This is a genomic window from Corynebacterium sp. HMSC074A09, from assembly GCF_001811545.1.
In the GTDB taxonomy this organism is placed as follows: Bacteria; Actinomycetota; Actinomycetes; order Mycobacteriales; family Mycobacteriaceae; genus Corynebacterium; species Corynebacterium hiratae.
Genome location: NZ_KV805126.1, coordinates 1 through 12,525, shown reverse-complemented (window position 1 = coordinate 12,525; position 12,525 = coordinate 1). Strand labels below are relative to the sequence as shown.

The 12,525-nt window shown below is 61.1% G+C and carries 17 protein-coding genes; 8 read left to right on the top strand and 9 right to left on the bottom strand.

Features of this window, described 5'->3' with window-relative positions:
* The 3 genes from HMPREF2807_RS03515 to HMPREF2807_RS03505 form a co-directional block, all read left to right on the top strand.
* A partial coding sequence (locus tag HMPREF2807_RS03515; RefSeq protein ID WP_158010526.1) for a hypothetical protein occupies positions 1-552 on the top strand: 552 nt, incomplete at its 5' end.
* Positions 553-717: 165 nt separating this feature from the next.
* Entirely contained in the window at positions 718-921 is a 204-nt protein-coding gene (locus HMPREF2807_RS03510) for a hypothetical protein (RefSeq protein WP_070510567.1), read from the top strand.
* Between the two features lie 111 nt (positions 922-1,032).
* Positions 1,033-2,061, top strand: coding sequence for a hypothetical protein (locus HMPREF2807_RS03505; protein ID WP_070510565.1), 1,029 nt, complete (start codon positions 1,033-1,035; stop codon positions 2,059-2,061).
* A 2-nt stretch (positions 2,062-2,063) separates the two neighbouring features.
* On the opposite strand, the gene HMPREF2807_RS03500 is transcribed toward HMPREF2807_RS03505, so the two are convergent.
* Positions 2,064-3,230: a YihY/virulence factor BrkB family protein gene (locus HMPREF2807_RS03500; protein ID WP_070510563.1), complete on the bottom strand. Its 1,167-nt coding sequence runs from the start codon at positions 3,228-3,230 to the stop codon at positions 2,064-2,066.
* Between the two features lie 84 nt (positions 3,231-3,314).
* On the opposite strand from HMPREF2807_RS03500, the gene HMPREF2807_RS03495 reads away from it, so the two are divergent.
* The gene (locus HMPREF2807_RS03495) at positions 3,315-3,791 is read left to right on the top strand and encodes an S-ribosylhomocysteine lyase (protein ID WP_046647829.1); all 477 of its coding nucleotides are present in this window, start codon (positions 3,315-3,317) and stop codon (positions 3,789-3,791) included.
* Between the two features lie 37 nt (positions 3,792-3,828).
* Here the strand turns inward: HMPREF2807_RS03495 and HMPREF2807_RS03490 are convergent, their stop codons facing one another.
* Positions 3,829-4,026: a hypothetical protein gene (locus HMPREF2807_RS03490; RefSeq protein WP_070510561.1), complete on the bottom strand. Its 198-nt coding sequence runs from the start codon at positions 4,024-4,026 to the stop codon at positions 3,829-3,831.
* 74 nt (positions 4,027-4,100) lie between these two features.
* Positions 4,101-5,222: a UDP-N-acetylmuramate dehydrogenase gene (locus HMPREF2807_RS03485; RefSeq protein WP_070510560.1), complete on the bottom strand. Its 1,122-nt coding sequence runs from the start codon at positions 5,220-5,222 to the stop codon at positions 4,101-4,103.
* A 24-nt stretch (positions 5,223-5,246) separates the two neighbouring features.
* Between HMPREF2807_RS03485 and HMPREF2807_RS03480 the strand changes: the two genes are divergently transcribed.
* Genes HMPREF2807_RS03480 through HMPREF2807_RS03470 form a run of 3 tightly spaced genes read left to right on the top strand, consistent with a single transcriptional unit; the run spans position 5,247 to position 7,396 of the window.
* Complete coding sequence (locus HMPREF2807_RS03480; RefSeq protein WP_070510559.1) at positions 5,247-5,738, top strand: DUF2505 domain-containing protein; 492 nt, start codon at positions 5,247-5,249, stop codon at positions 5,736-5,738.
* A gap of 27 nt (positions 5,739-5,765) precedes the next feature.
* Positions 5,766-6,575 carry a class I SAM-dependent methyltransferase gene (locus HMPREF2807_RS03475; protein ID WP_070510558.1) on the top strand — a complete coding sequence of 270 codons (810 nt, stop codon included), beginning with the start codon at positions 5,766-5,768 and terminating at the stop codon, positions 6,573-6,575.
* A gap of 23 nt (positions 6,576-6,598) precedes the next feature.
* Positions 6,599-7,396 carry an LmeA family phospholipid-binding protein gene (locus tag HMPREF2807_RS03470; RefSeq protein ID WP_046647834.1) on the top strand — a complete coding sequence of 266 codons (798 nt, stop codon included), beginning with the start codon at positions 6,599-6,601 and terminating at the stop codon, positions 7,394-7,396.
* Positions 7,397-7,399: 3 nt separating this feature from the next.
* Here HMPREF2807_RS03470 and HMPREF2807_RS03465 read toward each other — a convergent pair whose 3' ends face one another.
* The 6 genes from HMPREF2807_RS03465 to HMPREF2807_RS14130 all read right to left on the bottom strand — a co-directional run bounded on the left by HMPREF2807_RS03465 (position 7,400) and on the right by HMPREF2807_RS14130 (position 10,885).
* On the bottom strand, positions 7,400-7,849 hold the full coding sequence (locus HMPREF2807_RS03465) for a deoxyribose-phosphate aldolase (protein WP_070510557.1): 450 nt from the start codon (positions 7,847-7,849) through the stop codon (positions 7,400-7,402).
* Complete coding sequence (locus HMPREF2807_RS03460) at positions 7,849-8,139, bottom strand: DUF2516 family protein (protein ID WP_049154440.1); 291 nt, start codon at positions 8,137-8,139, stop codon at positions 7,849-7,851. Before HMPREF2807_RS03460 ends, HMPREF2807_RS03465 begins: the two co-directional genes overlap by 1 nt.
* Before the next feature lie 13 nt (positions 8,140-8,152).
* Positions 8,153-8,614: a CGLAU_01105 family protein gene (locus HMPREF2807_RS03455; RefSeq protein ID WP_049154438.1), complete on the bottom strand. Its 462-nt coding sequence runs from the start codon at positions 8,612-8,614 to the stop codon at positions 8,153-8,155.
* A 15-nt stretch (positions 8,615-8,629) separates the two neighbouring features.
* Positions 8,630-9,964, bottom strand: coding sequence for a DUF445 domain-containing protein (locus HMPREF2807_RS03450; protein ID WP_070510556.1), 1,335 nt, complete (start codon positions 9,962-9,964; stop codon positions 8,630-8,632).
* Positions 9,965-10,079: 115 nt separating this feature from the next.
* A complete protein-coding gene (locus HMPREF2807_RS03445; RefSeq protein ID WP_070510555.1) occupies positions 10,080-10,565 on the bottom strand; it encodes a hypothetical protein in 486 nt (161 codons plus the stop codon).
* Positions 10,562-10,885 (bottom strand): phage antirepressor KilAC domain-containing protein, encoded by a 324-nt coding sequence (locus tag HMPREF2807_RS14130; RefSeq protein WP_232751617.1) that lies wholly within the window; start codon positions 10,883-10,885, stop codon positions 10,562-10,564. The genes HMPREF2807_RS03445 and HMPREF2807_RS14130 overlap by 4 nt, the downstream gene beginning before the upstream one ends.
* Positions 10,886-11,196: 311 nt before the next feature.
* On the opposite strand from HMPREF2807_RS14130, the gene HMPREF2807_RS03435 reads away from it, so the two are divergent.
* Positions 11,197-12,114 (top strand): Abi family protein, encoded by a 918-nt coding sequence (locus HMPREF2807_RS03435; RefSeq protein WP_046647841.1) that lies wholly within the window; start codon positions 11,197-11,199, stop codon positions 12,112-12,114.
* The last annotated feature ends 411 nt before the right edge of the window (positions 12,115-12,525 follow it).

The window sequence follows — 12,525 nt, the reverse complement described above, 5'->3', positions numbered from 1 at the left end:
GCGATTGGCCGCGATGAGGATCAGCCGATGTTTGTCATCTCCCAGAAGACGCTCACCGGCCACTCCAAGGCGGGTGCCGCGCTCTTCCAGACCGGCGGCATCATCGACGTCTTCCGCACGCACCGCATCCCGGCGAACGTGTCCCTGGACTGCGTCGACCCGCTCATCGCCCCGAAGGCGCCGAACCTGGTGTGGCTGCGCTCCCCGCTGGACCTCGGCTCTGCGGGCCACAGCGTGAAGGCCGCGGCACTGACCTCGCTTGGCTTCGGCCACGTCAGCGCGCTCATCGTCTACGCCCACCCCGGCGTGTTCGAGCAGGCTGTGTCCCAGCAACGCGGGGCGGATGCCGCCGCCCAGTGGCGTGAGCACGCCGAGCAGCGCCTGCGTGCTGGCCGCGCACACTTCGAGGCCGGAATGCTGGGCCGCGCCCCGCTCTTCGAGGTCATCGAAGGCCGCCGCCTTCCGGCACAGGACGCCAAGGCCGCCGAGTTTGCCATGCTTCTCGACGACACCGTGCGCCTCACCGATGACGACACCTACCCCTCCGCCTAAGGCGCTAGCCCCCTAACAGCAAGCCCTTAGAACAAGCCGAGGACCTCCGCTCAGAAGCGGGCCTCCTCGGCTTCTTTTCTGTCTGCACCCTTCGCCTCGTGATAGCTTTTCGCATAAGGCACCGCTTACTTAATTGCGAGACTTCTACGAACCAGAGGACGAAGCATGGATATTGAAAAATTCCTCATAACAGCTGTCGGCTCACTCAGCGTCATTTCCCTTGCCGGTTGGCTCATCGCTGATTACGAGTGGTCAACCAGGGCCACGACGGTTATGGGGTTTGGATTCCTAGTCTCAGCACTGATTAATAAGCGCGGGCCAGAAAAGGCCGCTGGCCACCGCCAGGTTTCGGAAGAATCTGCGCAGTGACAGCGTTTGGGCAGTTAGGAGCGCTCCCCGGCTAGCTGCTTTCCCAGGTGCAGTAGCCATGCGGCGATTATTATCGGGACTCATCTGACGCTCTCCTGAAAGAAGCTACTCATGACCCAACCTCCGTATCCGCCGCACACTCCACCCCCAGGCCCCGGTCAGCAGAGGCCGCACCAGCACGGGGGACCACAGCAGAACCCCTATGCCAACCAGCCTTTCCCACCCTTAGGCACTCCCCATAACAATCCTGGCGGCGGTTACGGGGCTGCCCAGCCCCAGCCAGAGCCACCAAAGAAAAAGTCCGTCGTTGGAATCATCGCCACGGTTCTCGCCGTTCTCGGCACAATCATCGCCTGCATCCCCGGCATCTACGCCGCAGGCTGGATCCTTCTCCTCGCAGCGCTTATTACCGGCGCGGTCTCACTTTTCCTCAGCAACCAGTCAACTGCGTGGGGAGCAGTCGCCCTGATCATCACTGTGGTGGGCAGCTTGATCGCCTCGGTCGTCTTTTTCTTCTTCATGGCCGCAAAATTCATCGGGTCGCTTCCGGACACTACGCAAACACCCGGAATATCAAGTTCTGTCGTGGGCACGACGGTGCGCCCCTGGGATGAGGAGGAGACGCTGGACAGCACGGGCTCTCCCACCCCAACAGCGACGGAATACTACGAAAGCGTTCCTGATGAGAACGGCAACCAAGTCCTTGAGGAAGGCACGCCCGGTTCGCGTTCTAACCCGCTACCGCTCAACACGACGCTGAAAGGGCCGGAATGGCACGTGGATGTCAGCAACCTCAACTTTGATGGCACGGACGAAGTCATGGCCGCGGACCCTTCCTACAAGCAGCCGGACGACGGGAAGAAAAACCTGGTCTTTGATTTGACCTTGACGTACGTGGGCAACGAGACCGACGCCGGCTCGGAAATGGCGTTCCTTTACTTCGGCCCCGGCGAGGAGTCGAATGGGCAGCCCCTCATGTGGGATGTCAATGGGTTTATCGACGTAGACACTCCCTTCCAGCCGCAAGAGAAACGTACCGGCCGAGTGGCTGTCAGCGTGCCGGAGAACGGCGCGGAAGACGGCTCGTTCGGTATCGTCGTGCCCGGCACCGAGATTCCCTTCCACCTCGCTCTGAAGTAGGGCTACATCCCTGCCGTCTCGTCCTGTGCCTGCCGTGCGTTGTCTGAAATCTCACGCGCCCTCTGCTCTAGGCTCTCTTGGGCGCGGGCCTGGGCTTGGGAGGAGTTATCAGAGCGCGGCGGGGCTTGGATAAAACGCTCGGAGTGTAGCCCCAGCTGCAGTTCCTTGGCACGCAACACCTCAGCATCAATCTTGATGCCGACGATGAGCACGGTGTTCATCAACCACATAGCCATGAACACCGCCATGACGGTGCTTAGCGCACCATAGGCGCTGGCCGCAGCGAGGTACTTCAGGTAGAGGCCCACCAGCCCCCAGGACACTACTGTGCCCACGAGCGCCACCACCGAACCATAAGTAATCCACCTAAAGCGCCCAGGCCGCACGTTGGGGCCGAAGTGATAGAGCACTGCAATGAGCGTGAGCACCACGATCACAGTGACGGGAAAGCGCAGCCAGTTCCACACCGGAAGGAAGATTCTTACCAAGTACGTGGCGGTATCTTCTAGCCCTACGTTGCGCGCGAGCGGAATCAACCCTTCGTTAAGAACAGCATCACGCAGCAAGTTGGCAAAAAGCACGATGACCGCGCCCACCACGATGACTGCTGTCAGCCCCCACATCAGCGCCCACGTGCGGATGATCCCGCGGCCTTCCACCCGGCCGTACACGGTATTGGCAGTGCGCGAGAAGGCCCGCACATACGCCGACGCTGAAAACAGCGAAATGGCCAGGGAAATGATCAGTGCCAACGTGCCCTGCGCGCTAGAGCCGATGATCGTGCCGACGACCGTATGGGCTTGCTCAGAAAGCGAGCCAGGGACGTACTGTTCGATGAGCTCTGAGGTCAGCTGCTCCACTTCCGCTTGGCGGGAGGAGAAGATGAGCGTGGCAATGGAGTAGGCGGCCAGTACCGTGGGCGCAAAAGCCATGAGCGTGAAGTAGGTCATCCCGGCGGCACGGTCCATGAAGGCATCGTGGAAAAAGTCATTCCACGTGCGGCGGATGATCAGCCCCCAGCTCTCCTTGCGGAGCCGGTTGTCCCTGGAGAAAGGGTCGCGTTCCTCATCGTGGCCCTGGACCTCAAGGATGGTCGAGCTCTTAAACGGCACGATGGTCTCTGGCTCTTCGGCCGGAATAGCGTTGCCGCCAATCTCCTCTTCGCTCATATCTGACCAGCGTATGCGGCACAGCCCGCATTCAGGGGAAGGACACTCGGGCCACAGGCTAAGCCGTGGTTACACTGGGAAAGCATGACTGAGAAGAACACCGAGAACAAGATCAACGTAAAGTCCTTCGAGCTCGACCACCGGCTTGTCGACGCCCCCTATATCCGCGTCGCCGACCGCACCGACCTGGGCGGCGGAGTCGAGATTATCAAGTATGACCTGCGCTTCTGCCAGCCCAACAAGGAGCACCTCGGCACCGAGGCAATCCACTCGGTGGAGCACATGATGGCCAACTTCATGCGCAACTACACCAACAAGCTCATCGGTTTTGCCCCGATGGGCTGCCGCACCGGCTTCTACGCCATCACCAACGGCATGGAGCAGGACGAGCTGCTCCGCGCCGTCGAGGGCGCACTCAATGACATCCTCAACGCCACCGAGGTTCCCGCCGCCAACGAGGTACAGTGCGGCTGGGGCGCCCACCACTCACTCGAGGGCGCACAGGAGGCCGCACGCGATTTCCTCGCGGCCAAGGATGAGTGGCTCAACGTCATGGCCTAAGCGGCGGTGAAAGCTTGGGACAATGGAGCCCTAACCGCTAGTGCTCGAGGCGTCGGATCTGGATGCGGGAGAAAAACAGCCCGGCGACGCCGAGCCCCAAGACGCTCGCCATTAAGGTGCAGCGCGCTGCGCTGAACTCCGTGAACAGGCCTGGGACCAACAGCATCGCCACCGCGCAGAGAAGGGCCGAAACAAAGAGGAGGATGGCAAAGAGTACGTCTTTGGGGATGTACATGCGAGGTCCTTTCTGGGCGCCTAGTGTTTGCGGCGGCGAGCTAGCAATTCAACGCTATTTTAAATATTGCGCACTTATATTTCTACCCCTAGCCAGATGGGCTCCGGCTCCAGCGTCACGCCGAAGGCCTTCTGAACCCCGGCGCGAATCTCGCGGGCCAGCGCAACGATGTCGTCTGCGGTGGCCTCACCGCGGTTGGTCAGCGCCAGGGTGTGCTTAGTGGACAGCGTTGCCCGCGCTCCTGACTCTTCACCCGGGTAGCCCTTGGCAAAGCCGGCTCGCTCGATGAGCCAGGCGGCGGAGAGCTTTTCCTTTTCTTCTCCAGATGCGGTGCCGCTTGCCGGCACCGCATGGCGCGGCATGCGGTCAGCATCCTCGTCGCCGCGGGCGGCGCGGACGGCCTCCTGGATGGAATCGGCAAGCTGCGGTTCCACGATGGGGTTGGTAAAGAAGGAACCGGCTGACCAGGTGTCGTGGTCTTCTGGGTCGAGCACCATGCCCTTGCCGCGGCGCAGCTTCAGCACTTCCTCACGGACTTCCGCGACCGGGCGGCGCTCACCGGGGTTCTGGGTGAGCTGGCCAAAGCGCAGGGGTGTGGACAGCCCATCGGTGGTCAGCTGCAGCTCAATAGCCAGCACCACGCCGCGTCCAGTGAACTTCAGGTTGGAGTAGCGGTAAGACAGCTCTAATTCTTCCGCCGGTACCCAGCTCGCGGTCCGCGTAGCGCGCTCATAGAGGTAGACCTGCGTGAGGACGTCGGAGGTCTCCGCGCCATAGGCGCCGACATTCTGCACCGGTACGGCACCCGCATTGCCCGGGATGCCGGAAAGGCACTCGATGCCGCCCAGACCGCACTCCACGGTCAGGGCCACGACGTCATCCCACACCGCGCCCGCATCAGCGCGCACGAGGCCGTTGGCCACGGTGACATCGATATCCTCGAAGTCGAGCACCACGACCACGACATCCAACTGGCCTTCCGCTACCACAAGGTTGGAGCCGCCGCCGACGACGAGGTAGTCCTGGGAGGCGTCGTCAAGCGCTGCTAACGCAGCAATTGCCGCCTCAGCGCTGTCGCAGCGCACCGTCACCAGCGGTGCACCACCGATGCGCAGCGTCGTGAGATCGGCGAAGGTGGTCTCGGAATCCAGCGTGACTCCGTCAATGTCAGCGAGGGTCAGGAATTTATCTAGCACGTCTACCAAGGTAGTCTGTAACTCATGTCAACCCGTAGCGAAAACACCGTTATCATCAACCAGCCCATCGATAAGGTGCACAAGGCACTGACCACTCAGGAGTACTGGGACTTCATCGTGGCCAAGCTGTCCCCGGAACCGGGTACCGTGCACGAGTTCACCGGCAACACCGCTGTGCTCTACGAAATTCTTCCGACCTCCCTCCTTCCGGAGGCCGTTCGCGCCATGGTCTCCCAGGACCTCAAGGAAAAGCGCACCGTGACCATCGGCGAGTTGGTCGACGATCAGATTTCCGTCTCCTTCACCGCTGACGTCAAGGGCACCCCGGTCGACTTCAAGGGTGACATCACCTACAAGGCCCAGGACGAGACCACCGTTCTGGATTACGTCTCTGAGGTTTCCGTCAACATCCCGATGATGGGCGCTGCCATCGAGCCGAAGGTCGCTGAGGCTCTGCAGGAGCTCTACACCAACGAGGGCAAGCTCACCGAAGAGTGGATCTCCAACAACCTCTAAACAGCTCACTACAACGCAGTTGTTGCCATGGCCGATCACGCGCATAACCTGAAGGCTCAGGAAAGCGCTGGTCGGCCTTTTGGCGTTGTTACCCGCGGCACCACCAACCGCAACCGCCTGCGCCGCTGCGATCGCTGGATGGTGGCGCACCCGGATATCTCCTCGCTGCTGCGCTCCACGGATGAGCCGCTGGCACTCGACGTCGGCTACGGCGCCTCCCACACCACCACCGTGGAGTGGGCCGGCTGGCTGCGCAGCGTTAACCCGAATACCCGGGTAACGGGCCTAGAGATTTCCCCCGAGCGCGTCCTGCCGCCGCGCGATGGCGTCACATTCGAGTTGGGCGGCTTCGAGCTTGCCGGCTACCGCCCGCAGCTGGTGCGAGCCTTCAACGTGCTGCGCCAGTACGACGTCGACCAGGTGGAGAAAGCCTGGAACACGGTGACTTCACGCTTGGCTCCCGGCGGCTTCTTCGTGGAGGGAACCTGCGACGAGCTGGGGCGCAGATCAGCCTGGGTGCTTCTCGACGCCTCCGGCCCGCGCACGCTGACCCTCGCCTGGGATCCCTTCGACGTGGAGCGCCCTAGCGATATCGCGGAGCGCCTGCCCAAAATCCTCATCCACCGCAACGTGCCGGGCGAGCCAATCCACGAGCTCTTGCAAGCGGCCGACGCCGCCTGGGACCGCGCCGCCGGCTGGTCTCCTTATGGTCCGCGGGTGCGCTGGCGCATGGCGCGCGAAGAACTCCGGCAGACAGTCCCCATCCACCCGGTGAACCGCCGCCTGCGGGACAACGTTCTCACAGTGGATTGGGACCTGGTAGTTGGCCAACTTTAATCCAGTGCGCCACACTAGTAGTCATGGCTTCTTCTAAATCTCCCGCCTCGACGGCCTGGAAAATTTTCATCGGCGTACTGGTGACGCTCCTGCTCATCATTTTGCTAGCTGAGCTCGGCCTGCGCTGGTTCTTGGGTTCTCAGATGAAGAGCCAATTCACCCAGTCCGCCAAGGAGCAAGGCGTGGAGACCTCCGAGGAACCGGAGGTGAGCTTCGGTGCCAGCCCCATGGTCTTTGGTTTGCTCAACGGCAAGATTCCGCAGATGGATATGAAGACCCCGTCCACGCTAAAGATTGAGGGCACCACCATCACCGGCCAACCGGCCGCTGATGTGCACGTCGAAGACATGACGCTGTCCAAGGAGCCGGTCGCGGGCACCCTGCGGGCCTCGACGACGGTGCCGGATCAGTTCCTGCTCGCCAGCTTCCAAAAGGCCATTGCTGAGCAGTCCGGCTATGACGCCTTGGGCAACCTCGTGGTCACCGCGATTACCGCCAACGATGCCGAGGATGACCTCGAGGTGGAATTTGCCGGCGGCCTGGCCACGCTCTCGCTCAAGCCGGAGGCTCGCGACGGTAAGCTCGCCATCGATGCGAAGGAAGCATCGCTCTTCGGCTTCGACCTGCCCGAGCAGGCGACCTCCGCAATCTCGAATGCCTTGGCCGAAGGCATGGAGGAACAGCTCGCGGGCCAGCAGCTGACCTTTGAATCCGTGGATGTTGGGGCTGGGGAACTAACGCTCACCCTCATTGGCCACGACGTTCCAATGAGCGAACTCGATTCCGCCACCGCGCCAGCACAGCAGGCACCGGCTAATTAAGAATTAAAGGCTCTCTATGGAGAGCTGCGTATCCAGGGCTTCGTCGTCTGAAACGACGGAGCCCGTTTCAATGAGGCACTGATAGCCCGCTTGCTCGGCAGCACGCGCATACTCCGGCAACGGCAAAGCCGGACGCTCAGGAAGAATGAGCCCCAAGCGCACTGGCAGCGGGCAGGCTTCGCGGAGAGTGACGAGCTCGGAGAGGAGCGAGGTGGCATCCCCTAGCAGCTCATCCACCGCAACCCACACCTCGGCGGCACCTGATTGCACGGCCAGCCGCGCCTCCGCCGCCTTCACCAAGGAGTGGTGGCGGCCGGTGGGATAACCGGCAACAGCAATAACGTGCTCGGCGCCCTCAGCGGCAAGCACGTGGTGCGGGGAGACCAGCACTCGCTGTTGCCCCGCCGACTGGGTTCGCACCTCCTCCACGGAGGCCTCAAGCAGATTCAGCATTAGTAGGAATAATCGCCGTTGATGATGGCCTTGAGCTGCGGGCGCACGTCAAACCAATACACGCCGGTGATGATGGCACCAATCCAGCTGACAAAAGGCAGCGGCAGGTTCATCAACAGGGCGGAGCCGAAGAGCAGGCCGACCCATACCCACTTGTTCTGGCGGTCACCGGCGCGGAAGGCATCCTCCCGCGTCATCGCCGCTAGGACGGCACCAAAGAGGGCGAAGAGAGATACCGCGATGAAAATGTAGTGCGGTATCGACGCAATAATGTTAAGAAAAGTGTGCATCAAGAAAGACTAACTAGTTCTCGTCAACTACTTCGCCGTCAATGACATCGTCATTCGGCTTCTGTGCGTAGGGGTTGCGCGGGCTCTGCGGCTCTTGCGGCTGCTGGGCATGCTTGCCCTCCGCGCGCTGCTCCTTGGCGTTGTTGATAGCGCCCTGAACACCCTCACGGGTCTCGTTGAAGGCCGTGGTGAAATCCTCACGGGCCTTTTCAAAAGACTCCGAGTTGCGGGTCTCGCGCGCTGCGGAGGACACAGACTCCCCAATGTTCTTGGCCGTGGAGGTCACGCGGTCAAAGAAGGACTCTTCCTTCGCGGTGCCATCACCCATGCCCGCCTCATCGGCGGCGCGGGCAATGCGATCCGCCTGCGCGCTCTGGGCTTGGTTCTGGCGCTCCTCCTTGAAACGGCCACCAAAATCCTTGGCCACATCAAAAGCAGAGGAACCGGCATTCTTGATTGAGTCAAATACGGACATGGTCGTCACTCCTTGTTAGACGCCAAAAAGCAGATGATTAACAGTGTAGATAACCAACCCCGCCAGCGCACCCACAACCGTGCCGTTGAGGCGGATGAACTGCAGGTCCTTGCCCACCATGAGCTCGATATTCTCGGAAGCCTCCTGGGCATCCCAGCGCTTAATGGTCTCCGGAATAATCGCGATGATCTCCGGGGCGAATTTCTCCACCGCGTAGCGCGCGGCCTTGTCCACCAGCTCGTTGGCTTGGGCCAGGAACTCGGAATCCTCCAGCAGGCGGTGCGCCAATTCCTTCACCTTGGCGGTGATCTTCTGGCGCAGGAAGGACTCTGGGTCGGTGAGCTGTTCAATGAGCGTGGAGGAGACCGTCGCCCACATCGCCGCCGGCGCCTTCTGCGCCTGATCGGAGGCCAGCATCTCCTGCTTGATGCCTTCGATGCGCCCGCGCATGTCCTCATCCCACTGCAGGTCCGAAGCCAGTTTGGACAGGTTGCGGCGAATGGCCAGGCGGGCTTCGTGGTTGCCGTTGCGGCGGACCTCATCGGCGAATTCCACAAGCTCGGCGTAGACCTTCTCCCCCACCATCTCGCGGGCAAAGCGCGGCGCCCAGCCGGGCATGCGCTCATCAATGGCGGTGACCACCGTGGATTCCATGCCGAGGATCTTGCCGTGCGCCCACTCAATGAGGTCATCTTCCAGCGGCCGCGCCTTGCCTTCCGCGATATAGCCCTCCAGCAGGCGCCCCAGCGGCGGGCCCCACTCCGGCTCTGCCAGACGGTCCATGACTTGGGTGCGGATGAACTGCTCTGCCTCCGCCGGGTCTAGGTCTGCGACCACGCTGGCTGCGCGCTCACCAATCCACGCGGAGACCTCCTCCGCCCGCCCAGGCTCCACACCCTGGCGCGCCAGCCACAGCGGTATCTCTGCCTCCCGCACCTTGGCGCTGAGCGCATCCGCGGTGAGGAAGTTCTCCTCCACGAAGTCCTTGAGCGCATCACCCACGCGGTCCTTGTTGTTGGGAATGAGTGCGGTGTGCGGGATGGGCAGCCCCATGGGCCGGCGGAACAGCGCGGTCACAGCGAACCAGTCCGCCAATCCACCGACCATTCCTGCCTCCGCTGCCGCGCGCACGTAGCCCACCCAAACGGGAGCCCCGCTTGCCGACGCCTGCCACCACGAGCACCCCAGAAAGATCACCGCCGCACCAATCAGGAAGGACAGCGCAATCGCCTTCCAGCGGCGCAAGTCCGCCCGGCGCGCCTCCTGGTTTCCTGGCTGCGGCACAAACGACGTCTGCGACGCCGACGTTTCCCGAGCCGGCTCAAGCCCTGCGTCTGCGCGGTGCGTCATGGGTTGGTTCTCCTTGGGTCTGCGTAATGATGGGGAATAGTGAATCCATTAATCAACATTAGTGGGCGTACCGGACACATTCGATTGCCACCAACACTAAGATCGACTCCTAGCTTTATGAACGCCAGCCTGCCGAGGGCCCGTTTGTGGTTCCGTAGATGAACCGTCCGGCATCCAACGCCTGCTGATCAAAGAAACCGAACCTAGCCGCCAGCACGCCTTTCGCCTTCTGGTGGTTACGGGAAGTGGCGGTCATGAACACCACACCCGCCATCAACTCGGCGAGCTTCTCCGGTGTCACCCAGTTGGATGATTCCTCGGTGTGGTCGTTGTCGATGTCCATCACGACACAGTCCGAGGAAATGAAGCTCGCAGACGAGCGCCGGTCGTTGGTGTAGGTGGCGGCGACGTGATCCAACCTGGCCACCTGCTCCAGCCCGGCTTGGTCGGTGATCTGGTGGTGGTTCGGGATGTCCATCTGGTGAGCCCAGTCGATCTCGGCGCGCTGAATCGCTTTCAGGGCCCGGTAGCAAGTCGGGTCAGGGTATCCTTCGACGTTCTTCTTCGGTATTCCGATATCAAGAAGCGCAGTGGTGGTCATCTGGCGTCCTCGCCTTCACACTCGACCACCGGCAGCAGGCCACGGATGTTCTTCAACAGGTCATAGATGAACAGGCGGCCTTTCTGCGTCCAGTACATGTGGGTGCAGGTCTTGCCCTCGTCGTACTCGTACGTCTTGGACTGGGTGTAACCCTTCTCAGCAAACTTGGCGTAGAGGAACCAACGCCCGGGCTGGTGAAACTGCACCTGCTCCCCGCGCAGAATCTGGTTGAGCTTCTTCGCCGACAGGCCGTAGTCCTTGGCGATCTCGGTGGTGGTGATCAGCGACAACGACGCCAGCACCACGTCGTAATAGGACACCTTCGCTGGTAAACCTGACCTGCTGGATGCCACCAGCCGTTTCAAGGGGGTAGTGATTAACGACCCCCTGCAATGACGCGCCAGGGCATCTTTCGTGTTGGCGTAGCCGAGGGCGGTCGCCACGTCCCAGCCGCAGAACAGGACCTGCCCGCCCGAGGTGATGGTTCGGATCGTACCGATGGCTCCATGTCCCGTGCTCTTGCCTCGGCGTCATCAACCAGGTAACCTCGTAGTCAACATGACCGGTTCCGCTGCCCGCCTCAATGGGAGTCCAGGGCCGGTCTTCGTTTTTGTATCAAACAGGGGTGTGCGTGGAGCAGGTGAAGCAGTTCAAGACCTACGGTGAACAGGTCGAATTGCTTCGTCAGCGTGGGATGCGAGTGGATGATCCCCAGCATGCTGAGACGCTGCTGGCTCAATTGAACTACTACCGCTTGTCCGGATACTGGTACCCGATGCGCCGTTTCTCCCAAGACGACGGCACTGCCCGAGATGAATTCGTTGAGGGAGCATCGTTTGACCTAGTGGTAGCCCTCTATGGGTTTGACGAACAATTGCGCCACAGCGTGTTCATCGAGCTTGATCGCGTGGAGTTGGCTATTCGAACCAAGCTCGGTCACGAGCTGGGTCGCCTTGACCCGCTGATCTATTTGGATCCCCAGCGTTTGAGCGCCCGGGCACGGCAGCGAAACAAAGACGGGCGTAGCGTGCACGAGGTGTGGCTGAGAAAGTACCAGTCGGCATTGAAAGCGTCGAAGGAGGACTTCGTCGCCCACCACAAATCCAAATATGGCGGGACTCTACCCATCTGGGCGGCTGTCGAAATCATGGATTGGGGGATGCTGTCGTACCTGTACGGCATGTCGCCCAATATCGTGCGCAAACGGATTGCCGAGCCCTGCGGCCTAACTGGTCCTCAGCTTGAATCTTGGCTGAAATCCTTGAATATTCTGCGTAATTACGCAGCTCATCATGCAAGGATGTTCAACCGTGTTTACGACATCAAACCGAAACTGAACAATGACGTCAGGCTGGCTCCGGTAGCTGAAGGAATGAATCGCGTGTTCGGGCAGCTCTCCCTTATCCAATACTTGCAGCGCCAACTGGAATTGTCTCCAGCCGACCGGCTACCGAAGCTGTTCCACACCTACCCGCACAATCCCATCGTGCCGTTTTCTCGCACAGGAGCACCTGACAGCTGGGGCGAGTTGCCTCTCTGGCGCGTCTAATCTTTGCGGTAGTAGTCGCATTCGTACCCGTCTGCGTCGAGTGTCATGGCGTGGACGAGGAGGTCACGAGCGACTGCTTGGACGATGTACTCGACGAGTTTCTCGCCGTAGTTCTTCAGCCGCCCCCACTTGCATCCGGTTGTGACACCGCTGTAGGACTCACTTCCAGCACTCCCATGTTCGGGCTAGACGCAGCCTGCGCGGAATCGGCAAGCAAATAGCAAAAGCCAAACGCGCTGTTGACGGCGATATCGCAATCAAGCGCAACCGCTATATCGATCTTTCCGCCCCAAACAAGAAGGTCAACTACGCTCTTGCCGCCAAACACCGAGCCCTAGCCGGGATCAAAGGCTATGAGAACGACCTGACTACTCTTCCTGCTAGTGAGGTTATCGGGCATTACCGCAGGCT

Coding starts and splice junctions, on each gene's coding strand:
- HMPREF2807_RS03470 (WP_046647834.1), top strand. CDS start 6,599: ATGGCTTCTTCTAAATCTCCCGCCTCGACGGCCTGGAAAATTTTCATC.
- HMPREF2807_RS03490 (WP_070510561.1), bottom strand. CDS start 4,026: ATGTACATCCCCAAAGACGTACTCTTTGCCATCCTCCTCTTTGTTTCG.
- HMPREF2807_RS03480 (WP_070510559.1), top strand. CDS start 5,247: ATGTCAACCCGTAGCGAAAACACCGTTATCATCAACCAGCCCATCGAT.
- HMPREF2807_RS03465 (WP_070510557.1), bottom strand. CDS start 7,849: ATGCTGAATCTGCTTGAGGCCTCCGTGGAGGAGGTGCGAACCCAGTCG.
- HMPREF2807_RS03510 (WP_070510567.1), top strand. CDS start 718: ATGGATATTGAAAAATTCCTCATAACAGCTGTCGGCTCACTCAGCGTC.
- HMPREF2807_RS03475 (WP_070510558.1), top strand. CDS start 5,766: ATGGCCGATCACGCGCATAACCTGAAGGCTCAGGAAAGCGCTGGTCGG.
- HMPREF2807_RS03495 (WP_046647829.1), top strand. CDS start 3,315: ATGACTGAGAAGAACACCGAGAACAAGATCAACGTAAAGTCCTTCGAG.
- HMPREF2807_RS03450 (WP_070510556.1), bottom strand. CDS start 9,964: ATGACGCACCGCGCAGACGCAGGGCTTGAGCCGGCTCGGGAAACGTCG.
- HMPREF2807_RS03505 (WP_070510565.1), top strand. CDS start 1,033: ATGACCCAACCTCCGTATCCGCCGCACACTCCACCCCCAGGCCCCGGT.
- HMPREF2807_RS03460 (WP_049154440.1), bottom strand. CDS start 8,139: ATGCACACTTTTCTTAACATTATTGCGTCGATACCGCACTACATTTTC.
- HMPREF2807_RS03500 (WP_070510563.1), bottom strand. CDS start 3,230: ATGAGCGAAGAGGAGATTGGCGGCAACGCTATTCCGGCCGAAGAGCCA.
- HMPREF2807_RS03455 (WP_049154438.1), bottom strand. CDS start 8,614: ATGTCCGTATTTGACTCAATCAAGAATGCCGGTTCCTCTGCTTTTGAT.
- HMPREF2807_RS03445 (WP_070510555.1), bottom strand. CDS start 10,565: ATGACCACCACTGCGCTTCTTGATATCGGAATACCGAAGAAGAACGTC.